The following is a 24,261-nucleotide window of genomic DNA, read 5'->3' as shown; positions in this document are numbered from 1 at the left end:
AACAATGACCGATTACGTAGAAGTGCAGCCGCTCAAGACGTTCGACAACGGCTCCGGTCTCAAGACCGCGGAGAGCAAGCCGTTCAAGGTCGAGCGCGGCGAAGCCAACGAGCTTCGTGTGCTGGGCCTGGTGTCGTTCGAAGACGGCAAGAAGGCCGACGAACCTGCCGACGAGGCAGAAGTCGAAGCGAAGCCCGAGCCAGAACCCGAGCCCGAGCCGGCGCCCGCAAAGGCCGCGCACACCGAGCCGAAAACGGCCAAGAAGAAAGACTGACGCAGATGGCGACACCGAAGACAAACAAGCATCGATTTGCGAGCTACATCGGCGGTGTCGCCAACCCCGCCGCGCCTGCTTTTACCGTTCTGCCTGCGATCACCGGCACGGCGCGCGTCGGCCAGGTGCTGACGGCAAGTGCTGGCACCGTGACGGGCACACCCACGCCAACGGTGGACAGGCATTGGCACGCCAATGGGGTCGGGATTCCCGGCCCCTACGGCACGTCCTACACGCCAGTTGTTGATGATATCGGCAAGACGATCACGGTACGCACCCGGGCGCAGTCGCTCGCAGGGCGTTTGACTGTCACCAGCGCTGCGACGGCAGCAGTTATCGCGGCCTGACATGGCGCTGGTTGATCTTGAGCTCGCGCGCAAGCATCTGCGCATCTTTCATGAGGACGAAGACGCCGAAATTGGCGTCTATCTGGCTGCGGCGGAATCGATCGTTCTTGAGTATCTGGACAGGCCTGTTTTGCCGCTTGGCGGCACGCTTCCGGCCCCTGACACGGTTGGCTACACGATGATCGTGACGCCGCCCATTGTGGCTGCCGTGCTGCTTGTCCTGTCGGATTTGTACGAGCGCCGTGAGGCCCCAGAGAAGGACGCAGGCGACGCCGTCCTCCAGCCGACAGTACGACGGCTTCTAGCGCCTTACCGCGTCTGGCGGACATCCTTGGAGGATGAGACATGCACGTACGTTTCGTAGAAGATTTTGACTGGCGGCAACCAGGCTTCACGATCGCCTACAAGGCCGGCACGTCCAAGAACGTGCGCCGGATCTGCGGCGAGGAAGCGGTTGCCAAAGGGGCGGCGGTCGCCGACGACACAAAGGCTGAGGACTACGCTGATGGCTCGGAAGCCTAAATCGGGGGCTATGCGTGAGAGGCTGAATTTTCAGATCCGCACGTTCGTTGACGATTCTTATGGCAACGAGGTCTCCGGCCCATTTGCTACCGTCTTCACCGAGCCGGCACAGTTGGTTGCGCGTGCAGGCGGCGAAGCTGTCCAAGCAAGCCGATTGTCAAGTGTCCAGCCTTATACGGTCTGGGTTCGTTCCAATGAGCGCACACGGTCGGTCACGCCGGCCTGGCGGATCGTCGATGCTCGTTCTCCGCGAGAGTTCAACATCCGGACGGCGTCCAATCCCGACGGGCGCAACGGCTGGATCGAATTCTTGGTCGATGATGGGGTCGCGACGTGATCAAGGCGAAGGTGCAGGGCCGCGAGGCGCTCATGAAGCGGCTGAACGCTCTGGCGCCGAATGCTGAGAAATATGCCGCCGACGCGAAGATCGCCATCATGGAGGACTTCGCCGCCGAGATGGAGCAGAAGGCGCCAACAGGCGCGACGCTAGAATACATGCATTCGTTTGATGCTGATTTCCTGCGAAACCGACCCACTCAAGAGCAAGTCGGCATTCAGGCGAGCAAAGACAAAGACGCGGTCGGTCTCTTCGCCGCGTGGATTTGGCGGTTTCTGGAGTTTGGGACCGCTCCGCATAGCACTGCTAAGGGTGGCGGGACTGTCGCAGGCAAGAAGGCCGCCGCAGCCAACCCAGCTGATATGCATCCGGGAATGCCAGCGCAACCGCACATTTTCCCGGCTTGGCGAGCATTCAAGCCCCAAGCGAAAAAGCGGTTGAACGCTGCCATCAACAAAGCGGTGCGGGAGGCAATGAACAAATAATGGCCTCACCAGAACTTGAGATTCAGGGCGAAGTCGTGCGCCTGCTGAAGGCGGACAGCGCTGTAATGGCGCTCGTGAACGGTATTTACGACATAACACCGGACGCTGCTTGGGCTCAACCGAAGCAAGGGTTTATCAACATCGGCGAGGCTCAGACGCTACGCCGGGATGCGACCTGCCTTGAGGGCGGAGACATCTACCTGACCATGCATGCATGGTCGCGCGCGGTTGGCTTTCCAGAAGTCCGGCGCATCGCAAACGCAATGGTCGAAGCCCTGCACCTGACGCCAATGGTGCTCAGCACCAACCGATTCATCTCGATCATGCATCGCCAGACGCGGGTCTTCCGAGATCCGGACGGTCTCACCAGCCACGCGGTCGTCGAGCTTCTTGCTCGGTACGATCGGGCCGAATAGCGGCCGCCATCACCACCACAAACGTTGCCGGCCATGTGCCGGCCTTTTTCTCTAAAGGACCAGCACATGGCACAGCAGATCGGCCGTACCCTACTCATTCAGATCGGCGACGGCGCCTCCACCGAAGTTTTTACCAATCTTTGCGGCCTGAAGACGCGCAGCTTCAGCCTTTCCGCGGGTGAGATCGACACCTCGATCCCATCGTGCACCAATCCCGGCGACGAAGTCATCAAGACGTCGCGTCCTGGCATGGTGAACCGCACGTTCTCGGGTTCCGGCGCGTTTGTGTCGTCGACCGCGATGAGCGCATTCATGGAAAAGGTCATCAACGCCGAGCAGTTCAACGCGAAGGTCATTGTGCCCGGGCTAGGCACCTTCACGGGCCCGTTTTTCGTGACCGACTTTGAGTTCTCGGGCGACATGGAAAACAACATGGAATTCAGCGCAACGTTCGTTCCGGCCGACGCCATCACGTTTGTTGCGGCGGTGTAATCCATGGCAGAATCCGTGAATCTGGCGCGCGGCGAAGTCGCGCTCAAGATCGAAGATGTCGACCTTGTTCTGGCCGGCACGATGAACGGTCTGGCTGCCGTGTCCGCGGCACTTCAGTGCAAGTCGCTGTCCGATCTGTGGCAGCGGTTGGCCGGCGTCGAGATTGCCGCCACCCTGGCTGCGATCCAGTTCCTTACGATCAAGGGCGACAAGGCCGCAGCACTCGAGAAGATCCAGTTGCGCCATTTCGCCGACTGCTCAGTTGCTTTCAACGACCTGATCTCCGCTCACCTCGATGAGGCCGGCGAAAAGGGAAACGAAAGCGCCGCGCCGGCAAAGAAGACCGGGGCGGCGAAGAGCTAAACACCGAGCAGCAGCTGCGTCAGTGGCTGCGCACGGCGCATAAGATCGGCTGGCGTCCGCCCGACTTCTGGGCGGCCACGCTGGTCGAGTTCTTCGAGGCGATCGAAGCGCACAACGACGATGGCAGCGAAGACGCAGGAGTGCGCCGTCTGAGCGCGAAATGCGCGAGCTTATGGAGAGGCATGGGGGTTAGTACCCCCTGTCCTTACAGTATTCCTGCATCGCTGTGAGCCCACTGTTCGCCCTTGCTGCGGCGCAGCCATTTCGGATCGTCTGTTCTTTCTCGTCAGCTGCTCGCTGTGTCGCGGCGGCGTTTTCCTTGATGGCGTAGTAACCGCCTCCGGCGATTATTACGACGCACGCGGCTGCGATCAGCGCCTTCAGCCATCCATCCATATCCACCTCCCAAGGCCCGCAACTCCTGCGGGCTTTTTCGCATGCTAGGACACTTGCTGATGGCTGACAATTCCGATGACCTGATCATCTCGATTAGCACGGACCTGGCCACGGTTCGCCGCAGCCTCAAAAGGCTGGAAGCCGACATTGCCGCATCGTCGAGCAAGGTCGAAAAGCAATTTGACGGCATGGGCAAGGGCATCGACAAGTCGATGTCTACGGCCCTGCAGGCCCGCATTGAAAAGATGGTCGGTATCGGGACGCAGGGTGCCAAAGAGTGGAGCGGAGCACTTGCCGATCAGGGCAAGGAGCTCGAGCGCCTCCGTGCGAAGTACAATCCTCTCTTCTCCACGATCAACAATTACAAGCAGTCGATCGCCGACATCAGGCGGGCACATTCTATCGGCGCGATTTCCGCGACGGAGATGACTGCCGCCATCACGAAAGAGCGCCAGGCTGCGCTCGCATCGACGGCCGCAATCAAGGGCCGCAATGCTGCTTTGGCAGATACGCCGGCGCAGCGTAGCGGCGCTCAAGGCGTCAGTTCATACAACACCTCTAACATCGCTGCTCAGTTTCAGGATATCGGCGTAACCGCCATGGGCGGGATGTCGCCGCTCCAGATCGCTTTGCAGCAGGGCACGCAGCTGTCCGCGGTGTTCAATGATCTGAAGTCAAGCGGCTCAAGTCTTGGGTCTGCACTGGGCGCGGCTTTTGCATCGGTTGTTTCACCTATTTCGCTTGTGACGATCGGTGTGGTTGCGGCTTCCGCTGCAGCTATTCAGTATTTCAGCAGCATTGAGTGGGGCGGGGCCAAATCGGCGGAGACGCTGAAGAAGGAAGCCGAGCTCATCTCTGCGGTGTCCCAGAAGTGGGGCGAAGCTCTTCCGGCGCTGAAGGCATACAACGACGAGCGAGAACGCGCGCAGCAGACTAAAGATATCAAGGGCGCGTCTGCTGTTGAGGCCGACAATCAATGGGCCGATCTCCGCAAAAAGATTGAAGACTTAAACATTGCCATGACCGATACTGACTCCCAACTTCAACAGTTGGGAAAGGACGAGGGTCAAGTTGGCAACTTGCAACGCGACTTTGCGGCACTCCAAGAGGCGATTAGCAAGGGTTCGGCGACGTCCGAGATGGCAAAGAAGGTACTGGATGACCTTCGCGCATTGATGGCTGACGGAACCACGCCTGCAGTTGATGCATTCGCAAAATCGTTGACGGCTCTTCCTGATCTTTTGGATGAAGCATCGAAGAAAGCTGGAGAATTAAAGAAGCAGGGCGACGATCTTGCGGCAACCCTCGAAAAGGTCGCTCGTTTTGGCAAGGGAGTTGGCGCCCAAGACGGCGTGCAAGACTACCGCCTGCGCGACCAGCTGCGCCGTCAGGAAGAGAACGCAAATCCAACAGTCACCAACCCGCAGGGCGTGACTGTGGCGGTTCCGGTGCCAGGCCAGAAGCCTGTGCAATTGGGCGAGGAACCTGCCAAACTCGACGCCGCGTCCAAAAAGGCAGAGACCTCTGCTGAGAAGGCCCGCAACGCCTACCGCGATCTGATCAAATCGGCCAACGATCGCATCGAGCAAATGCGTCTGGAACTCGAGATCACCGGCCAATACGGCACGGTGACCGATGCCGCACGCTTCCGCCTTCAGCTTCTGCAGGATGCGCAGGACAAGGGTCGGACGATCGGCGACAAAGAGCGCGCGGAGATCGAAACGCGCGTTGCGGCTTATGCCGGCTACTCCGAGGCATTGGCCAAGGCCAAGCTGCAGCAGGATCTGCTGACAGATGCTCGAATGCGCGGAATGTCTGCGCAAGACCAGAAGATCGTCCAGATGCAGCGCCAGTATGGTCTGCAAGAGGATCCGAACAGTGCTACAGGCCAGGCAATCGCTCGGTCGCTTCAACTGGACGAGATCCAGTCCGCCTCTGACCAGTTTATCGACAACCTCAGCGGCGCGCTGTTGAGTGGCGGCGAGGACATCGGCAAGAAGCTGGGCGACATGATCCTGCAGGAGCTCCTGTCCTCCGCGCAGAAGCAGCTTTCAGGCATCCTAAAACAGGTGTTTGGGGCGTTGTTGCCTGGGGGTGCGGGGCCATCTGCTGCGCCAAGTTCAGTTGGGGCTATTGGCAGCGTTGCGTCCGCAGCAGCCCCCGCAGGCTCCGTCGTTCGCGGCGGAAGTGCCGTGGATCTTGCTAGCAACCTTCTTGGCCAAAGCGAGCGAAGCCCAGGAAATATTAATGCCTTCCTTAAGAAAGGCGGGGTGGACATCAATGCTGCACAGACGGCTTGGTGCGCTGGTTTCGTCAACTCCTCCCTTGAGCAGGTCGGCGTCAAAGGCTCCGGTTCGCTGACGGCGAACTCGTTCCAAAACTGGGGCACCAAGATTGCGCCGGGCCTCGCGCAAAAAGGCGACGTTCTTCTTCAGACCAATGGTTTCAGGGCAGGGCAGTCTGGGGGACACGTCGGGTTTGCTACAGGCGCAACGCGCGTGGCCAACGGCCAGCAGCAACTGCAAATGCTCTCGGGCAACTCGTCCGACTCGGTAATGAACAGCTGGGTCAGCGCCACAGAGGTTCAGGTCCGCCGTTCTACCGAGGCAGCCGGAGCGCTGGCCAAGGTTGCTCAGTCTTCCGGCGCAGCCACTCAGGGCCTCGGCAGTCTGGCTAATAACCTCGGGTCAGATCCTGCATCCGGGGGAGGTGGCCTTTTCAGTTGGCTCGGTAGCCTTTTCGGCGGGTCGCCTAGTAAAGGTACAGGTTCGGGAACCAATTACTTCCCTCCCGCGCCAAAGCTGGCGGAAGGCGGGCGCGTTCGTGGACCCGGAACTGGCACAAGCGACAGCATCGTTGCGCTTCTTTCAAATGGCGAGCACGTCACAAGAGCCGCCATGGTGGCAAAGCATGGGCCATTACTTGACGCAATCAATGCTGACAGAGTTCCGCGATTTGCCGAAGGGGGGCTCGTGCGCCGCGTCGGCGCACCCGTCGCCCCAAGCCTCAACAAACGCCAGTCGATCGACGGTGGCCAGAACACGCCCCGCGACTTGAACGTCAATGTCAGCGGTGCGTCCGGCGACCCGCATGTGCGCGAACTCGTGCGGCAAGGTGTTCAAGAAGCGCTCGCCGCTGATCGCGAGCAACAGCGACGCGGCGGGTTCGGCAACATGCAGAGTAAGTTCGCCAGCCAGAAGGGGTGATAATGGCCCGATACCTAAACGTGCCTACCCTTGAGGCGAACTTTCTGGCGCCGCTCAAGACGACGTTCGACGTCCAGGGATCATCCCTTGATGGCGGGCGCAACAGCTTGGGCGAAGGCATCACAATGGAGATGACAGGTGGCGGCGTCGTGACCGCCACCTACGAAGACTGCAAGATCAAAGACAAAGAGCAGTTTCGCTACATCAACCAGCTTGGCGCACGGCTGAACGGCTCTTTCCGGTTCGTGAATGTCCCGATCATCACCGACTGGTTCGGCCCGTTTCCAACAATCGGGAAGCTGCCGGCATCAAATGTCGGCGGCATCCCGCATTCGGATGGCTCGTTCTTTTCCGACACGTCCGGTTACAGCCAGACGACAGTATGGGGGGTAGTGACCGAGGCGGCTGCGCTGAATGCCGGCATTCTGAAACTGAAGATCTACGGCATGCCGCGCCGGCTTGACTGGTCGGAATGGTTCTCGATCTATCATCCGACCAAGGGGTGGCGAGCTTATCGGTTCTGGGACATCGTCGAAGAGTTCGACAACGGGGCGGACTCCGGCGGCTCTTACCAACAGTACCGCCTGGCGATCGGCCCAGCACTCCGCGAAGCCGTGCCCGTAGGCACGCGTGTCGAGTTCGCGCGCCCTCGCTTTGTTGCCAAGTTCCCGGCCGGATTTACGCTGCCGTCGGTCGTCGAGGCGTTCTTCGTCACGCAGCAATCCATCCAATTTACCGAGGCGTTTTAATGACCAGCTACGTTAGCCGAGAAGAATTTGAGCGCATGTCGGAACGGCTTGCCGAACTCGAGAAGATGATGGGCAGGCAGTCGTCTTTACTCACGATTGCCACCGTTTCAGCAGAAGCTGTCGAGACCCAGGTCAAGGAAAGCATGCAGCAATGCCTTCGGCGGTGGACTGAGGCTTCAAGGCGTGGCGACTTTGGCGCGCAGGCTTACGCCAACCGTCGGGGTTAACGATGGGCTGGGTTCCAGACAACATCATCCAGGAGTTGCGCGGCAGCCACCAACTCGGCATCTTCATGCGGGTGGCGACTGATCCCGCTCTGCATCTATGGTTCGGCGTGAATGACATGCCGATCGGCTTCGACAGCATTGACCCAGACGGCACGGTCTATCTGGGTGGCGGAAGGCTGCAGGGAATCCCGACGCTCGAGATCCTCGTCAACGGCACGTCGGACAGCGTCGAGTTCACGATCTCTGGAATTGACCCTGAGGCCGGCTCCAAGATGATCGAGAGCCTGCCGCCTGTTCGTGGTGCGGAAGTCCATATGGGTATCACGACGCTGGATCAGTATTTCCAGCCGATGAGCAAGATCATCCCGCTATGGCAGGGCACAGCTTCGCATATCGGAGAGGCCAGCCCCGCGGTGCAATCGGGGCAGAGCCCTTCACTAACGCTCTCCTTGGCCGTCGCTGCCGGCAATGAAACTAGGTCGCGCCCGTCGCGGTCTCTTTGGTCAAGCGCGCACCAGAAGGCGATCTATCCGACCGACAAGTTCTGCGACGGAACAGCCCGCCTAGCGCGGGGCGTACAGCCCTCTTGGCCGCAATACGGCTAACACCGGCAAGGTGACTCCATGACATCGCTGACAGAGTACGCGGCCCTCCCGCACCGATGGGTGTGGGGTGGGGTGGGCGGTCATGACTGCACGACATTCTGTGCGCGCTGGGTCGAGATCGTCACGGGCAAAGATCCCGGGGCCGGCCTGATCGGCACCTATTCTTCGCGTGAAGATGCGAACGCCCTTATCGCGTCTCATGGCGGCATCGAGCGCATGCTGGACGAACGCTTGGCGCGGGTCAGCGTCAGCCGCACCGAAGCCCCGCGATCCGGGGACGTGGGCCTGATTTCCACACCCGTCGGCTTCGATGCCACTGGCATCACCAACAAACAGATTCCCGCCATCCGCTTCGGCCCTTTGTGGCTGGCGATGTCGGCGCGCGGTCCTGTTGCAAAGCAGGCAACGCATAGCGCTGCCTGGAGAATTGAATGATCAGAGACGAGCGCTTTTATTCGCACTCATACGCGACGCCTGATCAACGGATTCTGTGGGAGCACACGCTTCGACGCACGACAACCCTCTATCCGATCGCACGACGAGATCCGATCTTCACGCCGCTGTTCGTCGCCATGGGCCTGACGGGCACGATTGCCGGCACGACAATTACGACTGCGTCCATCGCTTCGGCGATCGCCACGACGGCATTGACATTCGGCCTTCAGATGCTGATGGTGCCAAAGCCGCCGAAGCCCGAGGACGGCAAAGCGCCAAAGACCCAGGCAATCCCGTACCGCGCCTGGTGCGTTGGCACGAACCGCATGGCTGGCGCCTACATGCTCTGGGAGTCGCTTGGGAATAACCTTGTCGCGATCCAGGCGATCGCTGGTCATCCCGTCTCCGCCTACAAGCGTTTTTGGTTGCACGACGATGTCGTCGAGCTCGCGGACCTCGATGCGTTGGGTCAGCGCAAGCCATCGGGCGATCCATACCGCGACAACGTCTATATCTTCCGACGGCTTGGAAGCGAAAGCGCGGCGGCTCTTCCGTATCAGAGCATCATCGACCGCTATGCAGCGAAGCCAGCCTCCGAGCGCCTTTGGACTTCTCAGCATCTTGGCTTCGGTCAGGCATCCGTGGCGATGTTGGCGCGTGCAGCAAAAGCCAAGGACCAGCAGAGCCGGTTTCCCTACGGCGTGCCGAACCTGACGGCAGAAGTCGATGGCGCCAAGTGCTGGGATTTCAGGAACCCAGCCCAGAGCCCGACGGACCCTGCTACGTGGACATTCACGAAGAACTCCGCACTTATTCTGGCGTGGCATCTGTGCTTCAGCGAGTTCGGCGAGCGGTTGGATTATACGAAGGCTTTGCTGCCGACGCTCGATTTTTGGAAAGAAGAGGCAGACATCTGCGATGAGGCCGTTCCGCTTTTCGGAGGTGGCACAGAGAAGCGCTACGAGTGCAACGGCTGGGACACGGCAGAAAACAGCCCGAAGGCTGGCCTGAACGCTATCCTTGCAACCTGTGACGGCCACCTGGTCGTTCGCGGCGACGGCGCCCGCATTCTGACGGTGGGCAAGTTCCGCGAAAGCCGGTGCGTCACACTGACGGATGCTGACATCATCGGTCACTCCATTCAATACGATGTCCTCTTCGAAGACGAGATCAACCGTCTCGTCCCCAAGTTTACGTACCCTGAGGTGGACTACGCGACCGCGGACACCGACTATTTTGAGGACATCCCGGCGCAGCTAAACGCAGGCCGAGTCCTCTCCGAGGAGGCCGAATACACGTGGGTCCAGCAGTGGAGGCAGGCTCGCCGCCTTGGCAAGCGGGAATGGCTCCGGATCCAGCAGAAGGTCAACGGCTCAATCGACGTCTGGAACTCGGGAATCAACGCGGTCTACAGCCGTTGGGTGAGGCTAGCTACGCCGATCCGACTGCCGCGGCTCAATGGAAAAATCATCGAAAACCGCAGAGCCGTCGTTGCCCTGACGAAGGGCGGCTTTTCTATGGACATCAAGGCCCACCCGGATGGCATCGACGTTTGGGATCCTGCAACGGACGAAGGTAAGCAACCGCCTGTTCCGCCAAGGCAGAGCAAAGACAATATCCCAACGCCCGTCATCAATCTTGTGCAGTCGAAAGCCAATGGATCGAGCGTTTACATTCGCGTCGACATCATTGACCCCGCAGATGAAAGTCTGACGCCGACCGTCCGCTACCGGCTTTCCGATGATGGCACTGGCAACCCAGGGGAGTGGGTCGAGCAGGAATACCCTGATGCTGTGCCTGCGGGCGGCTTTACCAAGATGAACACGAACGTCGTGCCTTCTAACAAATTGCTCGACATTCAAGTCGCCTTCATGACTTCGAAGAAGACGGGCACATGGTCTCTTGTGGCCCAGGTGACATCCACCGTGGACTCGACAGCACCTGCAGTCGCCGAAGCGCTGTCATGGGCATCGCCGACCTTTAGCGCGCGCGCGGCCAACACCACGGCCTCACAAGGTCGGACCGCCTACCTCACCTTCAAGATTGGGACGACAGCTCAAACCTTCGCGGCGGCAACTCTCATCAACAAGCTGGCGGCCGCACCTGGCGACGTTCGCTATGTGCAGCCAACACCGGTGGCCGCGGCAACCCGGCGCCTTTGGGTGCAACCCGAGAACGGCTCTGGCGTCGTCGGGCCGACCGCTTTTTTGGACGTGACCTTCCCATGACGCAAACCGATGAACGAGCAATGGTCGCGGCTGCTGATCAGGCGGCTGCTGATGCAAAAACAGCGGCGAAAGCCGCGCAGGATCTCGCGTCGTCCGTTGACGGCGCGATAAAGGCCGGCGCTCCGGTCTGGGAATACTACTACACGATCACGCAGTCTCTGCCGGTGTCGGTCGCGCTTTCCGGTCTGCGCCTCTCCGCTCCGGCCGCTAAGGCAAAGGTCGGGGATCTCGTCTTCATCCACCCCGCAGGGCGGCCGACGGTCGGTGCGCTAACGCTCGGCTTCATTTTCGTGCAGTCAACCGGTTTTGTGAATGTTGACGGCGTCATAGACGTGAACTGCGTCCTGCCGCCGATCAGCGCAGTCGGCACCCTGTCCGTCCCGCTTCGCCTTCGCGGCTTCCGCCCGGCCGCCTAACGCCTGCCCATTGAACAATCTGAACCTCTCACCCTGCCTCCGGCGGGGCGCTTCCGCATGGAGAAATTATGGTAGAGAACGCAAAAACTATCTGGGCGGACGGGCCAAGCGGCAATCCGTCCGAGCCCTCAAAGCCAGAAATCCGTGCATGGGGAACGTGGCTTGAGAACCTGACAACCGCGCTCGGCATGGCTGTCACTTCGGCGTTCATTCGAGGGACAAAGGCGCAACTGGATAGCGTTTCCGGAGCTTCGACTGGCGACGTCGGTATTGTGGTCGCCGACGACAACGAGGATTTGCGCGGGATCTACGTGTACAACGGCATTGCTTGGCAGAAGAAACTGGATCTTCCCGCTGACGCGGCGCAGGCTGCCCAGGAGATAGCCGAAGGCGCTCGCAATCTGGCGCTTGACTACCGCAACCAGGCTCGAGACGCCCGAGACGCAGCGAGCAACTACCGGGACCAAGCAGCCGGCTACGTCAACGATATTGCGTCGGAAAAACAGGTGCCGATTTACGGGACTGTGGCGGGCATGGCCTCTATTTCCGTTCCGGCGGGTATTCTGACCATTCAGGCTCTCGGCCGCAACACCATGCTTGATACGGAAGTGACGACATGGAAGCGCGTGGCGAGCGAGCCTGACGTTGCCGATGCGGCGAAGTTCCGATCATCGGACCGCTTCTTGCCGAATGGCACCACGAATAGCGCAAACGGTGGCTGGTGGGCGTTCCAATCCCTTCGCCCTCGGGTCGACATGTTCACCGGTCAGTGGACGGCGCAAAGCCTTCTAGACTACCTGCGCGCAAAAATGGCGGCGGGCGATCACGTCACCATCGCGTGTTATGGCGATAGTACGACAGATGGCATTTACACGACAGGCTGGACAGCCAACCCCGTCGACGGGAGTGGGAACGCCGTCGGCAATATCGACCATGCTGCAACAGCGCCGAACGCATGGCCGGCCGTTGCCCAGTCGATCCTCCGCGACATGTACGGCAACAACGTCACTTTCTGGAATGCTGGTTATGTGGGGCAGAAGGTCGTCAGCGGATGGGCTTACGACAATTACCGCAAGGCCGTGATCAGCAATTCCGCTTACGGCATTCCCGCTGCGACGATTATCGACTTCGGACTGAATGATGTTGCTGCAGCCGGTTCTCAGCTTGCCGATTTCGTTTCGGAGTTTCGCCGGCTGATCCTGCTCGTGATGGCTTACGGCACGATTCCGATTATCACGACCTGCGACCCGATCTATCTGAATGCCTCGAACACGCGCGACCACAAGGAAGTGACGCGACAGATCAATCAGGCCAAGCGGGCTATCGCGGCAGAATTCCGAATCCCGCTGATGGACAAAGAGGCGGCCATGAAACACTGGCTTCAGGGCAACCGGGACGGCTACCGATGGGCGCAACTCCAGACTGACGGACTGCATTTTTCGGACGTGGGCCATCGGTTCAAGGGTTGCTACTTCGCAAAGGAATTCTTCGGGGATACCGTCACCATCCAGCAGGGCAGGGGCCGGAAGCTCATGACCTGGGATAGCGCATCCAACTATCTCGGAGACCCGACCGCGCAAGCCGCTTTTGGCAACAACCTGCACCAGGGTGCCAACATGTTCTGGAACTCTGCCGCCCCAAAGGCGACCGCGATGATGAGCTTCTGGGTCTGGAACGAAGACTCGGATATGGGCCTTGTTTATCGCGGCATTGATGGAGAAGGGTATGCGTCCGACCTGCCGGGGAGCCCGCCATATGTGCGCGTATATGACATTCTGGCCAACACCGGGGTGAACAAGATCCCCGCCGCTGTGGGCTTTACGAGCAATCCTTCCGGTTATCACAAGTCGGATCTTCCCTATCGTTGGGGCGCGATCCCCTACGGCCTTAGTCGTATCAGCTACTTCAGCGGCGACGGCGATGCGCTGTACTTCGGAAACTTCGAGTTCCAGCGGATGGAGCGCGGCGTAAAGACCCGGAACGCGCTGAAGAACTCAGGACCGCTCCGTCGCACGTTCGCCAGCACGCCCAGCCATGCATATGAGCTCGTACCGGAGATGGTAGATGGCTCCAACATCTTTGGGGCGTTCACGACGGATACCGTGGAGATCCTGGCAGACGTGAGCATGCCGGTCGGCGCTGGCTTCATCGTCGCGCATTCGAACACCTGGGGTGCCGCGGGCTCAAAGGTCGTTACGATGCTGGTCCGCATCTCGACGACGGCATGGCGGCTCTACGCTGCAACGATCGCAGCCGACGGCACGATGACGTTGGGCTCCACGCTTGGGACTTCCTCAACCCTCTCGGTGACCACGGACGACCAGAAGGTGCGACTGGTCGTCTCTCGCAGCGGCAACAACCAAGTCGTCAATGTTTTCGAAGGATGGGGCGGAAGCTCCGCCAACGTGCTGACGATCACCACTGCGCGCACAGCCTATGCGATGCACTTTGCCGGCGCTTGCGGCGGTGTCTACTGGAGCAACATCCTGGCTGCCGGCGGCGGCACTGCCTTGGTCCGTGAGCTGAGCATTTCTCAGTAACGGACGCGCCCGCAGACCACCGCATCGGCTCAATCCGAAGGCCGGCTTGAGTGCTCACCCATCCGCAATGCCGTCGCGCACCACCACCACCACAAGAGGAAACAACCATGGCGCGGGAAACCCTTCCCGTCGCCCTTGACCTGATGTTCGAGCACGAGAGTGGCTACTCAAATGCCAAGACGGACAGCGGCGGCCCGACAGAGCTGTCAGCGGATTTTAGTAAAATGATGAGATGCCGAGGCGTCATCCAGCCGATTTTTTTGCGTCAGCCTGACTGTTGATGTCGACTGCGCTGCGAGCGCATCGCAGCGTACTACCTGTGACACAGAACCTCGCTTCTGCGGGTAATACATTTGACTCAATGTGAGCCGGGCCCGGATCGAGAATTGGCAGTCATGTGACGGTCAATTATCGGGGTGCGATCCAGTTCGCATCGGGCGGTTCGCCTGCTCAGTCGGCTGTTCCTCAAGCGCAGTGACAATCCTTGCTGAGACCTCAGCGGCTAGTTCTGGTGTCGCCATAGGCAGGTATTCCAGAATAATCGCGGCTACGACTGCTTGCTTCTCAGACATGTTGGCCTCCCCGGTTTGTGTTGACAAAAACTATGTAGTGCTAGTCCAGACATACTCAACACCACCACGAGTCCAAGTCAAAAAGCTGAGCGTTTCTCCGCAGCGCATAACCACCTACAACACATCAGATTGGAGAAACACATGACCGACTGGCATCACAAGCCGGAGTGCGGAGCTCTTTTGGCGAGCCTCGGAGCGTGCAAGCCACCGCGGGCATCGTTGAGCTTGCGTACCGCATGAAAATCGCTTGGAAGAAAAAATCGGATCATCAAGCCTTTCCTCTGCCGTGCCCAAGTACAGGCGCCGATCCGGCGCATTTTTCAGAAGACCCTGGCGCACTACGGTGCCGACGGCGTCGAAAAGCTTGGTGTCGATATCTTTGGCTGTTGCTAAAACTTCCGACCAATGCGCGGCGCGAAGACGCGGTCAATGCATGCCTACAGTATCGCCGTTGATTCAGACTCCGAGAAAAGTCATTTGAAGTGGCGGAGTGATCGCGCCCGATTTGCGAAGCTAGAATTTAAAGCGTTCTCGAAGATCGTGGAATCGGAAGGCGCGCTCTCGCTGGGGCGTGCGAAAAACTACAACTGGATGCACTTTCACTTCGCCAGAGTCTGACCATCGCCCGACCTTTACCTATGCTCGACTTCAGGAGCCGCAAGGCGGAAGCCAAGACGAGGGTCTCTCAACAAAGCAACTTCCTCAATCGACGGCTCTTAGCTTCAAGCTGATCAATATGAACACGGCGACCAAAAAACACGTCCGGGCGGTGTGCTCGCTTGCAGAGGAGCTGGACCATGTGCGGGAAGAACTTCGGATTCACCGCGAGATCAGCCGGCGACGATGCTATCTTTAACGCCGCAGCTAAACGGTCCTTCCTACTCGTTCCTAGCCGACTGTAAGCTCAACATTTCCTCAAGTGTGGCGATGCTGAGTGCCATTGCAGGATTTACCGACAATGCGGTTGTCGAGCCTACGTTCGCTGATGCTTCGCCTACCTCCCAAGCACACCCAACCCTCAATTGAGGGCATAGTGCTGCCTGCAGCGTTATCGCATCATCGATGACTTCGGTGTACCTCGGCGGACGATTGATGGAGCTACCTTCTGGGTCGACCCAAGAGTCAGCATTCTCGCCTCTTCGCCGATAACCAGCGATGATAGCGATCAGGCCATCAAGCTTCGGTGCGGGCTCTTTAGCGTCTTTGAGGATTTGAATGACATCTTGGATTTTCATTTCACGTGCCTGGCTTCACCGAATGCGATAAAAGATGGGGTATTAATTGTCGACGTCACGACTAATGGCGCCATAACGTATCGCACTAGCATCGAATAATGGAGTGTGGCCACTGAAAGCTGTTTGCCGGCGGGAATGACCGTAGTGAAATTAGCGTTCATTCCATGAGTTTCACAACACGACTTTTAGGGCGCAGGGCCCGTAGCAAGCCGCGATCGTGCTCATGAGACAAATTAGACTACTACCCGTCTTCATCTGTTCGGCTATCGCTCGACCTCGAAACGCGGCAGATGGCCATTATCAGCCGAGGGTCCGAGCACGCGGTTAAAGCTATTTACCTTTGCGTAAGGCACGAATATTGGTTAGCCGTTAATAGCATATTAGATAAGGAATATTTGCTATGTGGCTCATTCTTACTCAGAAGAACAATGCAACCACGGTGGTCGATTTCGGCAAGGTCGCTTTTTTTTGCCAGACAGACGAGGGTGATACCCGGATTGAGTTTGCAGAGGTTGTCGTGAACTCCAAGCACGTGGAAGTATTCAAGAGCATCACGGTTACGGAAAAAGTCGAAGCGATCGCCAAATTACTGAAGGCGCGATCTGCACGTTAATTTCGAAAAATGACTTTTGCCTGGTGGTATTCACACCACTTTGCCTCTTGCTACTGATTCTGCGCGGCGCGACCCTCACCAGCACGACCGCATTGGGGGCAGCAGTAACATTATAGGCAACACCTGACGCTGAGGGGGGAGAACGGTTCGTTATCCTCCTGCAATCCCTCGGAATCAGCGATCAGCAGTCTTTGGCCTTGTATCAGGGCGGGGGTTATTTCGGTACAGGGCTAGAGAGCGTAACCTTGAACGCTGGAGATGTTGCGGCCCCGGCAGGTTTCGTCATGGAGAGGCTTTATGTCAACAACCAGTCCACGGCGACGGACTTCTTCAACGCTAGAATACTCGACTATTCGGCAAGCAGGTCGCGTCGGTTTCAGGCGTGTCGGACCCAAACGTGACGGCGACGTAACGGGTTCGCTTGAGGAATCAGCGGAATTATGCTTGTTCGCTGATTGGATTCCGGGAGCATCATGTTGGGTTTTCTAAGCGGTTTTCTGTCAAAATTGCCAGGTTATCGGCACAGTCGCGATCCTGTTGTTGAGGAGAACGCCCAGTTCGCAGAGTTACCGGCCCCAGAGGTCGTGCCGGAAGAGGTGGAGAGCGTAAACGAAAAAATTATCCGGTTGCGGAAGACGCTCTACAAGTTTGAGTGGTCGACACGTCACGACCAGTACTGCATCGACCATCAGATCTATCTCGCGCATCCGCGCAGGATCATTGGAGTATATGCACCTGGCAGGAAACTAGGAATCAGCACTAGGGTCATGGCCGAGCGGCACTCTACCATGCCTAAGGGCGGTTTCTGCTCAATCGGGCGGCACTCCTATTCTGCTTCCAGCTTACCGCCTTTGACTAAGGTTGGGCGTTTCTGCAGTATCGCGCCAGATGTGCAGATGATGGGCACGCAGCATCCAACACAACGTTTTTCCAGCAGTCCGCTTACATATACATCCCGTTTTGTGGCGATTGCCCGTGAAGAGCATGGGGTAGATTATGAGCTTCTGCCTTTCCAGAAGTACACCTTGCCAGCCGTCATCGGTAACGATGTCTGGATCGGCCAAGGTGCTTTGCTCAAAGGTGGCGTTCGGATTGGAGACGGCGCCATTGTGGCTGCTCGATCTATCGTCACGAAAGATGTCCCACCCTATGCGATCGTCGGTGGTGCTCCGGCGTCTATTCGGAAGTATCGTTTTTCAGAAGCTCAAGTGGAGAGAATGATATCGCTTCGCTGGTGGCGCTACAGCTATGTCGAGCTGCCGCCTCCGTCTACTTGGGACGATATCGACGCCTTTATGGATGCACTTGAAGAAAAGATCGCCAACGGGCTGAAGCCTCACAAGTCAGAACGCATCCGGATCGGGAGAGACTTCTCGAAGCTCTAGCGCGGCAGGCGCTTCCGATTTTTGGGTGTGGATATATTAGCAATATCCAGCGCGATCACGCTTTTGCCAGCGTGGCCTCTATAGCCGCCATACACAAAGCTAGTGCGGGGGTAGCTCCCTTGACTGGAGGGTAGCCGTCTATTTGTGCGAAGGTGCCATCAGACCGTTGCGCAAAGCCAGCAGCTTTTGGCTGAACAACTGCTTCTAAAAACATCCTCGCGGCATCAATACTCCCAGTAAAATCGGGTATCAATGTCACAACGTTGCCTTGTGGGTCAAACCAAGTCGCCCTCTTTTTTATGGCAGGGTCGGTATTGGGAACTCGGGTATACCCCATAATGAATGATAAGTGATTATTCAGTCGCGGGACCGAGCCGTCTGCTGCTCGAAGGAAGTGCAGAATTTGTTCAGCATTCATCTGGAGTGTCCTTCTCGGCCTCGAACTTAGCCTAAGCGTCGGCCAATATGTTTTGCAACAAGAACCCAGAACTAAACAACTCCAGGTTTTCTGTCGTCTCGACATTTTTCAATTTGTCGAGCACAGCCGCAATGTCCTTAGCGACTGCCTCCATCAGCTCTTCGGTAGTGGGTTCATTAGCGCTTCCTTCGTTGTCTATTTGAGCGCCTAAACAGAGGTATGCGCTAAGCCATATATCCCGCTTGCGGCGTGCACAATGGGGTTTTTGCCCCGTTTCACTCTGTGAGAGAGCGTAAACCAAAGGATCTTCTTCGCTGGGTGCGAAGTGATCGCGCCAGTCGGCAAGCGTCGAGCGCCGGAAAGCAGCAAAAGGACATCGTTATGAAGACCACCTTGGATGTTCAATCCGAGCTGCAGCGCCGTGGCCCTGCCGTGGATCATACCGCCTAACCCTTACCACCACCACAAGAGGAAACAACCATGGCGCGGGAAACCCTTCCCGTCGCCCTTGACCTGATGTTCGGGCACGAGGGCGGCTATTCAAATGCCAAGACGGACAGCGGCGGCCCGACCAAGTACGGCATCACGCACAAGACGCTGGCGGCGCACCGCGGACTGAAGTCGGTCACGGCCGCCGAGGTCAAGGCGATGACGCTGGCTGAAGCCACGGCGATCTACGAAAAATCCTATTGGACGCAGTCCGGCGGCGATCTTCTGCCTGTTGGCCTGGATTATGCGGCCTTCGACTTCGGCGTGAACTCCGGACCCGCGACGGCGATCAAGAAGCTGCAGACCGTTCTCGCAGCCGCAGGCGTTTATACCGGCAATATCGACGGACACATCGGCGAGCAGACACTTGCCGGCGTGAAGGCTTACCCGGGCGGCGTTCGAATGCTGATCATCGCATATTGCGACGAGCGCATGAAGTATCTGCGTGGTTTGGGCGGGCCCACGGGCTTTGGCCCGAATGGTCGCGGCTGGACGATCCGCGTGACAGGCAAGGATCCGCTGAAGAAGTGGAAAGACCAGCCTGGCGTCGTTGGCAACGCGCTTCGCATGACCAGTGCGAAGGGCCCGGACCCTGTCGCCGTGGTTGCGCCGATCGAGGCTGCGGCCAAGGCCGATACCAAGATTACCGGCTTGCCTGAGATCCTGAAGAAGCCGGAAGCATGGGGCCCGCTGGGCGGCCTCCTGTCGGCCTGTGGCGCGATTGCCGCTGGCAGTGGGCCGTTGCAGTGGGCGCTCGCGATCGCGCTTGTAGCGGGCGTTCTTGTCGGCGTCTGGTACTTCGTGCGGCGTGTGAGGCGAGGGGCGTGATGGCTACAGCAAACCTTGTGCTGTCTTTTGACACATTGAGAGGTCGCCGCATCCTATCTGCGCTTGCCGAACTTTCCGAAAGATTTCCGCAATTTGGCGAGCGCTTTCTCAGCCTCATCGATTCCGGCGATGAACTGTTCCGCCTCGATTTTGATCGTTGCGCCGCATCCCTCGCAGATAAGGCTCTCGTTCGCCTTTATCCAAGCGACGCTCTTTCTCGTCTCATGACCGCATTTGGGGCAGGGGATGTCGATCAGTTTGTCTTCAAGCATGTCGAGTCTCCGGTTGCGTTGGTCCAGAACATCACAACTAATGAGGTTGCGCAATGATCGCCACCCTATGGGCCAGGATCCAAGGCTATGTCGCAGCGGCAGGTGTGGTGCTGGGCATCGTCATCTCCGCTTTTCTCTACGGCCGCACTGACGGCAAGGCAGACGCGGCCGCGGAAGTGGCCAAAAACAACGCGCGTGCCAGACAAAAATCCAAGGAAGTCGAAAATGAAATCAGCGGTCTGGATGATCGTGGCGTTGACGATGGTCTCGCTAAATGGATGCGCGACGGCAAGCGGTAACTATTGCGACATCGCGAGCACGATCAGGCCGTCTGTCCTCGACAGTATGACGACTGAGACCAAGCGTCAGATCCTCGCAGAGAACGAAAAGCTCGCAAAGCTCTGCGGGGTAAAGGCATGACCGAACCAGTGCCCGGCCGCCTCGTCGAACTCTCCGAGGATACGCGTAGCTGGCTGGCAGATCTGCGCGAAGACGAGCTCAAGACCCTCAAGGAAGTCGTGAAGATGCCGGCGGACGATGTTCGTGACGGTTTCAAGATGGTGCGCGATCTGCGAACCGTAGCTCGGTTCCTGCGGTGGCTCATCTACGGCGCGATCGCGATCTTTATCGCAACCGTCGCGCTCTACGAAAACGTCCTGAAAATATGGGGCTGGATCAAAGGAGTGCCTGCAGCATGAAGCGCATTCTTTACGGCTTTATCGCCGGAGCCACGGCTGCGATCGTGGCCGTGAGTTCTTTCAACATGGCCGTCATGGTCGTCGACCGAGAACCCCCCATCACTTACCAGGCAGCCCGCGCAATCGACACGGAAGCAAAACCAGGCGGGACGATCGAAGTCGAATACAAGGTCATTCGCAATCGGATCTGCCCTGTCGTTGCCAAGCGATGGATCCACGATTCCGCCGGCCAAAAGCATTCCGTGCCGCAGTACACCGTTGGCGCCGATCTGACCGCAGGCAGGGAAACCTATCGCCGGTCGATCACCGTTCCAACGTCTGCCGCGCTTGGCCCGGCTCGCTATGAAGTCGTGCTCGAGTACACCTGCAACCCTCTTCAAAAGCTGCTTGGCCCGACGACCGTTGTGTCTCCGCCGGTTCGCTTTGTCATCGTGCCTTAAGGGCCGTTTCTCAAGGATTCAACATGGCTTATCGTTCCGGCAATTCGTCGGCTGCGCGGGTTGCGCGCATGCATTCGACAGCAAGCTACATCGGAAAGGGAAGCATCCCAGGGCAGGGCGGCGCAGGGCGCTACTCGCCCATTGGTGCCCGCCTGGCTATGGGCAACAACAGCTACATGGACACCTACGTCAATGGCGCCTCCATCACTGGCCGAGGTGGCACTGTTCGTCAGATAAATCGAACTGGCGCACCGTTGAAAAAGCTCCGCGTCGGGCTCTCCGGCGTCAAGATCAGCGGCGCAGCGAACAGCGCGAAGGACATCCGCGTTACGAACGCGGGGTCCGGCTACACGACGGCCACGGTCACGGCTTCAGGTGGTGGTTCGAGCTATGATTTCCGGCCGGTGATCGTTGGCGGTCAAATCGTTGCTATCCTGAACTATTCTTCAGGTTCATTTCCCGCAGGGCCGGTCCCGACGCTGACGATTACCGGTGACGGCGTAGGTGCTACCGCCGTTATCGATCGCTTCGACGGTATCGGTGAGGCATCCTACAACTACGACCAGTCTGTCTCGGTCGATATCGAATACCCGCTAAACACCTACCAGAACATCGTGCCAACGAAGACAATCTTGCGCGGCACGCGGCTTGATGTCACCGACGGCGAACTTGCCGTCGAGGTTCCCGTGGGCGCTGAGTACGGCATTCGAACGACGGCTACGCTGGGCACGGCTCCGACCTTCAATGTCGTTCGCACCGGTTCGGCCATCACGAGCATTGATATCACGGAAGCCGGTTCCGGGCTGTGGGCCCCGTGGTACGATCTAACCTTTACCGGTGGCACAGGTTCTGGCGCTACTGCACGCGTCTACACCTACCAAGGCAAGGCCTACCGCGTGGACGTCACAGCCGCCGGCAACTACACGGCCACTCCTTCCGTCGTTCTGCAGTTCATCATTGAGCGACCGATCGTGCTCATGCCTCTGCTGGGCGACAAGCGCCAAGGCGGCAACCCACTGACATCAGGCCATCCTTCGGCAGTGCCGGCATTCTTGGCAAGCGCAGTGGATGGCCGATCTGGCGTTGTCCGAGGGGACAGTATCGCCAACGGTGCAGCGGGTGGCGGTGACATCTCTGGCGATGCCTGGGGCAACTTCGGCTGGCCGGCTCGCGTTCTCGGTCGTGCGGGTATCGGCGTCCTGAAGCACACTCTACCCGGCGATTACGTCAGTGGCTACAATGCCAACCACGCTGCGCAGTCAGTTATGATTCAGGCGCTGTCCGGCATTGATTTTGCGCTATGTCAGATGGGGATCAACGACGTTACCCGTGGGGATTCGCTCGCCGCAGTCCAGGCAAGCATGATTGCCGAATGGCAGTCTTATCGTGGCGTTCTTCCGGCGGTCTACCAGTCGACGATCACGCCCTACACAACCTCGACAGACGGATGGGTGACGCTGGCAAACCAGACGGCATTCTCGGCGGCGTATGCATCAGGCGGCGTCCGGCTCTTGCTCAATGCTTGGCTTCGAGACGGTGCACCTATGAGCGGCCGGTTGCCAGCAGCTACGGGATCAAGCGCAGTGGGAACTGTTCGTGTTGGTCAAACGGGTCATCCTCTCAGCCTCATCTGCGATATTGCTGCACAGGTCGAAAGCAAATCGGATCCGACGAAGCATGCGCCGATGGCTTGGGGCTCATCCTACGTAAGGCTGGGCGCAGTCGCAGACGGCATCCACCTGACCGACGTGTATCACGCAAAGGTCAGGGGCACGGTCTCGGCTCTGGCCGTTGTTGGTGGCTCAGGCTGGACGGTGGCGCCGCAGGTCGTGTTCTCCGGTCATGGCGTCCCGGTCGCAACGCCGACTTTCACAGGGGGCGTCTTGACGGGCATCACGCCTGTCAGCGATGGCGGGATCGATTACGACTATCCGCCCATTATCACGATTCTGCCGCTCAACAACGCTGGCACGGGTGCGACTGCCACCGCAATTCTCACCAACAAGAGGATCACGGGTTACAGCGTCACAGCAGGCGGTGCGGGCTACACGACTGGCGCTGTCATTTCGCATGCAGGCGCAGTTCCTCCGCAAGCGACTGCACGCATCGTTGGTGGCCAGGTCGTGCTTGCTGAGGCCGATTGGTGGGGTGGCTCCGATGTCTCGTCGGTGCCCACGGTCACTCTTGTCGGGGGCGACGGCACTGGTGCATCCGTGGTGGCGTCGATCTCCAAGGGTATCGAGCCGGCATTGTTGGCAGCGTAGACCACCACCCCATCATCATCTGGTTGGATTCACGACGCCGTGTGGCCGTGCTACTAAGCAAGCGCGGCGCGACCTGGACCACCCCGCGCATTATGTTTTGCGGGGTGGGAGCGGCAGTATCGCTCTAGCCCTATCTGACGAGATGGATGCATCGGCAAGAGCGATCGACGCGACTACGGGCCGAGGACGTGCTGGCGAAGTAGCATTGCCGCGATCACGTGAGGCTTGTCGAGAAAGAAAGCGAGCGTCAGTGCCTTCGGCATTGAACCATTTGAAAAGCCAGAGGGCAGACGTTTATCCGTTAGTGCCGGGCTGACAGCTGGGACCGCGGGGAAGGGAGCCCTGTCGCCGTCCCGCAGCTTTGAAAATTCACTTAGTCAGAGACGCACCGAACGATACGGAATGCCAGCAAGAAGCCAGACTACCGAAAAAGGCGGCTTGAATGAACCCAGCCTAGCTGAGCATGGCGGTGTGAGGGAACGGATAACTGTACCATGTGGGCCTAAGGTCCTATGCGCCTTACAAGCCAGACGATGAATCCTATCTCCGAACCATCACAATGGAGAAGGCATATGAAAAAGATCGCAGTTATCCTGGTTTCGCTGATGACAGCGTTGACCAGTTTCGTCCCAGCTCAGGCGATGCCAGTACCGACAGTGACCAGCGCGGCCGGCACGACCGAGGTGCAACAGGTACAGTACCGGGAACATCGACGGATCATTCGGCGGAATGGCCATCGTTACGATCGCCGTGATCGCTATACCAACCATCGTCGTTGGGACTACCGCAACCGTCACAGCGACCGAGACTACTATGGCCGCCGCCATAACAACAATGGCGCTGCCATCATTGGCGGTCTGGCCGCAGGTGCGATCATCGGCGGCGCAATTGCCTCGCAGAACCGGAATAGCGGCAGCAAAAGCTGTGCAGCCCGTTACCGTTCGTACCGTGCTTCGGACAACACGTATCAGCCGAACTACGGCCCGCGTCGGGTTTGCCGCTAAGCATC

The 24,261-nt window shown here is 58.7% G+C and carries 30 protein-coding genes; 27 read left to right on the top strand and 3 right to left on the bottom strand.

Features of this window, described 5'->3' with window-relative positions; genetic code table 11:
* Nucleotides 1-4 precede the first annotated feature (4 nt).
* The 9 genes from ASG25_RS23050 to ASG25_RS02015 all read left to right on the top strand — a co-directional run bounded on the left by ASG25_RS23050 (nt 5) and on the right by ASG25_RS02015 (nt 3,236).
* Nucleotides 5-274, top strand: a complete 270-nt coding sequence (locus ASG25_RS23050; RefSeq protein ID WP_062468569.1) for a hypothetical protein — start codon at nt 5-7, stop codon at nt 272-274.
* Between the two features lie 5 nt (nt 275-279).
* Nucleotides 280-621, top strand: a complete 342-nt coding sequence (locus ASG25_RS02045; protein ID WP_062468567.1) for a hypothetical protein — start codon at nt 280-282, stop codon at nt 619-621.
* Between the two features lies 1 nt (nt 622).
* Complete coding sequence (locus ASG25_RS02040) at nt 623-985, top strand: head-tail connector protein (protein ID WP_062468565.1); 363 nt, start codon at nt 623-625, stop codon at nt 983-985.
* Nucleotides 967-1,143 carry a hypothetical protein gene (locus ASG25_RS22520; RefSeq protein ID WP_156379928.1) on the top strand — a complete coding sequence of 59 codons (177 nt, stop codon included), beginning with the start codon at nt 967-969 and terminating at the stop codon, nt 1,141-1,143. The genes ASG25_RS02040 and ASG25_RS22520 overlap by 19 nt, the downstream gene beginning before the upstream one ends.
* Nucleotides 1,127-1,480 carry a head-tail adaptor protein gene (locus ASG25_RS02035; protein WP_062468563.1) on the top strand — a complete coding sequence of 118 codons (354 nt, stop codon included), beginning with the start codon at nt 1,127-1,129 and terminating at the stop codon, nt 1,478-1,480. The genes ASG25_RS22520 and ASG25_RS02035 overlap by 17 nt, the downstream gene beginning before the upstream one ends.
* A complete protein-coding gene (locus tag ASG25_RS02030) occupies nt 1,477-1,965 on the top strand; it encodes an HK97 gp10 family phage protein (RefSeq protein WP_062468561.1) in 489 nt (162 codons plus the stop codon). The genes ASG25_RS02035 and ASG25_RS02030 overlap by 4 nt, the downstream gene beginning before the upstream one ends.
* Nucleotides 1,965-2,381: a DUF3168 domain-containing protein gene (locus ASG25_RS02025; protein ID WP_062468560.1), complete on the top strand. Its 417-nt coding sequence runs from the start codon at nt 1,965-1,967 to the stop codon at nt 2,379-2,381. Before ASG25_RS02030 ends, ASG25_RS02025 begins: the two co-directional genes overlap by 1 nt.
* Before the next feature lie 66 nt (nt 2,382-2,447).
* Nucleotides 2,448-2,873, top strand: coding sequence for a phage tail tube protein (locus tag ASG25_RS02020; protein ID WP_062468558.1), 426 nt, complete (start codon nt 2,448-2,450; stop codon nt 2,871-2,873).
* Nucleotides 2,874-2,876: 3 nt separating this feature from the next.
* Nucleotides 2,877-3,236, top strand: coding sequence for a hypothetical protein (locus tag ASG25_RS02015; protein ID WP_062468555.1), 360 nt, complete (start codon nt 2,877-2,879; stop codon nt 3,234-3,236).
* A gap of 189 nt (nt 3,237-3,425) precedes the next feature.
* On the opposite strand, the gene ASG25_RS23195 is transcribed toward ASG25_RS02015, so the two are convergent.
* Nucleotides 3,426-3,632 (bottom strand): hypothetical protein, encoded by a 207-nt coding sequence (locus ASG25_RS23195; RefSeq protein ID WP_062468553.1) that lies wholly within the window; start codon nt 3,630-3,632, stop codon nt 3,426-3,428.
* Between the two features lie 59 nt (nt 3,633-3,691).
* Here ASG25_RS23195 and ASG25_RS02005 point away from each other — a divergent pair, with 59 nt between their 5' ends.
* From ASG25_RS02005 to ASG25_RS23045, 9 genes are all read left to right on the top strand, one after another.
* Nucleotides 3,692-6,838, top strand: coding sequence for a phage tail length tape measure family protein (locus tag ASG25_RS02005; protein WP_062468551.1), 3,147 nt, complete (start codon nt 3,692-3,694; stop codon nt 6,836-6,838).
* 2 nt (nt 6,839-6,840) lie between these two features.
* Nucleotides 6,841-7,587: a hypothetical protein gene (locus tag ASG25_RS02000; RefSeq protein ID WP_062468549.1), complete on the top strand. Its 747-nt coding sequence runs from the start codon at nt 6,841-6,843 to the stop codon at nt 7,585-7,587.
* Nucleotides 7,587-7,814, top strand: coding sequence for a hypothetical protein (locus ASG25_RS01995; RefSeq protein ID WP_062468547.1), 228 nt, complete (start codon nt 7,587-7,589; stop codon nt 7,812-7,814). The genes ASG25_RS02000 and ASG25_RS01995 overlap by 1 nt, the downstream gene beginning before the upstream one ends.
* Nucleotides 7,815-7,816: 2 nt before the next feature.
* Complete coding sequence (locus tag ASG25_RS01990; protein ID WP_062468545.1) at nt 7,817-8,419, top strand: hypothetical protein; 603 nt, start codon at nt 7,817-7,819, stop codon at nt 8,417-8,419.
* Between the two features lie 18 nt (nt 8,420-8,437).
* A complete protein-coding gene (locus ASG25_RS01985; RefSeq protein WP_062468543.1) occupies nt 8,438-8,854 on the top strand; it encodes a hypothetical protein in 417 nt (138 codons plus the stop codon).
* Complete coding sequence (locus ASG25_RS01980) at nt 8,851-11,082, top strand: hypothetical protein (protein WP_062468541.1); 2,232 nt, start codon at nt 8,851-8,853, stop codon at nt 11,080-11,082. Before ASG25_RS01985 ends, ASG25_RS01980 begins: the two co-directional genes overlap by 4 nt.
* On the top strand, nt 11,079-11,498 hold the full coding sequence (locus ASG25_RS01975) for a hypothetical protein (protein WP_156379927.1): 420 nt from the start codon (nt 11,079-11,081) through the stop codon (nt 11,496-11,498). The genes ASG25_RS01980 and ASG25_RS01975 overlap by 4 nt, the downstream gene beginning before the upstream one ends.
* A gap of 68 nt (nt 11,499-11,566) precedes the next feature.
* Entirely contained in the window at nt 11,567-14,038 is a 2,472-nt protein-coding gene (locus ASG25_RS01970; RefSeq protein ID WP_082479822.1) for an SGNH/GDSL hydrolase family protein, read from the top strand.
* A gap of 107 nt (nt 14,039-14,145) precedes the next feature.
* Entirely contained in the window at nt 14,146-14,319 is a 174-nt protein-coding gene (locus ASG25_RS23045) for a hypothetical protein (protein WP_200942746.1), read from the top strand.
* Nucleotides 14,320-15,488: 1,169 nt separating this feature from the next.
* On the opposite strand, the gene ASG25_RS01960 is transcribed toward ASG25_RS23045, so the two are convergent.
* Nucleotides 15,489-15,845, bottom strand: coding sequence for a hypothetical protein (locus tag ASG25_RS01960; RefSeq protein ID WP_062468534.1), 357 nt, complete (start codon nt 15,843-15,845; stop codon nt 15,489-15,491).
* Nucleotides 15,846-16,245: 400 nt separating this feature from the next.
* Between ASG25_RS01960 and ASG25_RS01955 the strand changes: the two genes are divergently transcribed.
* Both ASG25_RS01955 and ASG25_RS01950 read left to right on the top strand, forming a co-directional pair.
* Nucleotides 16,246-16,458: a hypothetical protein gene (locus ASG25_RS01955; RefSeq protein ID WP_062468532.1), complete on the top strand. Its 213-nt coding sequence runs from the start codon at nt 16,246-16,248 to the stop codon at nt 16,456-16,458.
* Between the two features lie 473 nt (nt 16,459-16,931).
* Entirely contained in the window at nt 16,932-17,843 is a 912-nt protein-coding gene (locus tag ASG25_RS01950; protein WP_062468530.1) for a CatB-related O-acetyltransferase, read from the top strand.
* Nucleotides 17,844-17,898: 55 nt separating this feature from the next.
* Here the strand turns inward: ASG25_RS01950 and ASG25_RS22510 are convergent, their stop codons facing one another.
* Nucleotides 17,899-18,261 (bottom strand): hypothetical protein, encoded by a 363-nt coding sequence (locus ASG25_RS22510; protein ID WP_156379926.1) that lies wholly within the window; start codon nt 18,259-18,261, stop codon nt 17,899-17,901.
* Nucleotides 18,262-18,741: 480 nt separating this feature from the next.
* Here ASG25_RS22510 and ASG25_RS01945 point away from each other — a divergent pair, with 480 nt between their 5' ends.
* The 7 genes from ASG25_RS01945 to ASG25_RS01915 all read left to right on the top strand — a co-directional run bounded on the left by ASG25_RS01945 (nt 18,742) and on the right by ASG25_RS01915 (nt 24,256).
* Nucleotides 18,742-19,578, top strand: coding sequence for a glycoside hydrolase family 108 protein (locus ASG25_RS01945; RefSeq protein ID WP_062468528.1), 837 nt, complete (start codon nt 18,742-18,744; stop codon nt 19,576-19,578).
* Nucleotides 19,578-19,907 (top strand): hypothetical protein, encoded by a 330-nt coding sequence (locus ASG25_RS22505; protein ID WP_156379925.1) that lies wholly within the window; start codon nt 19,578-19,580, stop codon nt 19,905-19,907. The genes ASG25_RS01945 and ASG25_RS22505 overlap by 1 nt, the downstream gene beginning before the upstream one ends.
* Nucleotides 19,904-20,149 carry a hypothetical protein gene (locus ASG25_RS01935; protein ID WP_062468524.1) on the top strand — a complete coding sequence of 82 codons (246 nt, stop codon included), beginning with the start codon at nt 19,904-19,906 and terminating at the stop codon, nt 20,147-20,149. The genes ASG25_RS22505 and ASG25_RS01935 overlap by 4 nt, the downstream gene beginning before the upstream one ends.
* 117 nt (nt 20,150-20,266) lie before the next feature.
* The gene (locus ASG25_RS01930) at nt 20,267-20,548 is read left to right on the top strand and encodes a hypothetical protein (protein WP_062468522.1); all 282 of its coding nucleotides are present in this window, start codon (nt 20,267-20,269) and stop codon (nt 20,546-20,548) included.
* Nucleotides 20,545-20,988 carry a hypothetical protein gene (locus tag ASG25_RS01925; protein ID WP_062468520.1) on the top strand — a complete coding sequence of 148 codons (444 nt, stop codon included), beginning with the start codon at nt 20,545-20,547 and terminating at the stop codon, nt 20,986-20,988. Before ASG25_RS01930 ends, ASG25_RS01925 begins: the two co-directional genes overlap by 4 nt.
* Before the next feature lie 23 nt (nt 20,989-21,011).
* Complete coding sequence (locus tag ASG25_RS01920) at nt 21,012-23,252, top strand: hypothetical protein (protein WP_062468518.1); 2,241 nt, start codon at nt 21,012-21,014, stop codon at nt 23,250-23,252.
* Between the two features lie 572 nt (nt 23,253-23,824).
* A complete protein-coding gene (locus ASG25_RS01915; protein WP_062468516.1) occupies nt 23,825-24,256 on the top strand; it encodes a BA14K family protein in 432 nt (143 codons plus the stop codon).
* The last annotated feature ends 5 nt before the right edge of the window (nt 24,257-24,261 follow it).

Source organism: Rhizobium sp. Leaf384 (genome assembly GCF_001424065.1).
Classification (GTDB): Bacteria; Pseudomonadota; Alphaproteobacteria; order Rhizobiales; family Rhizobiaceae; genus Ferranicluibacter.
The sequence above is the reverse complement of the archived record's forward strand: the minus strand, read 5'-3'. Positions and strand labels throughout refer to the sequence as shown.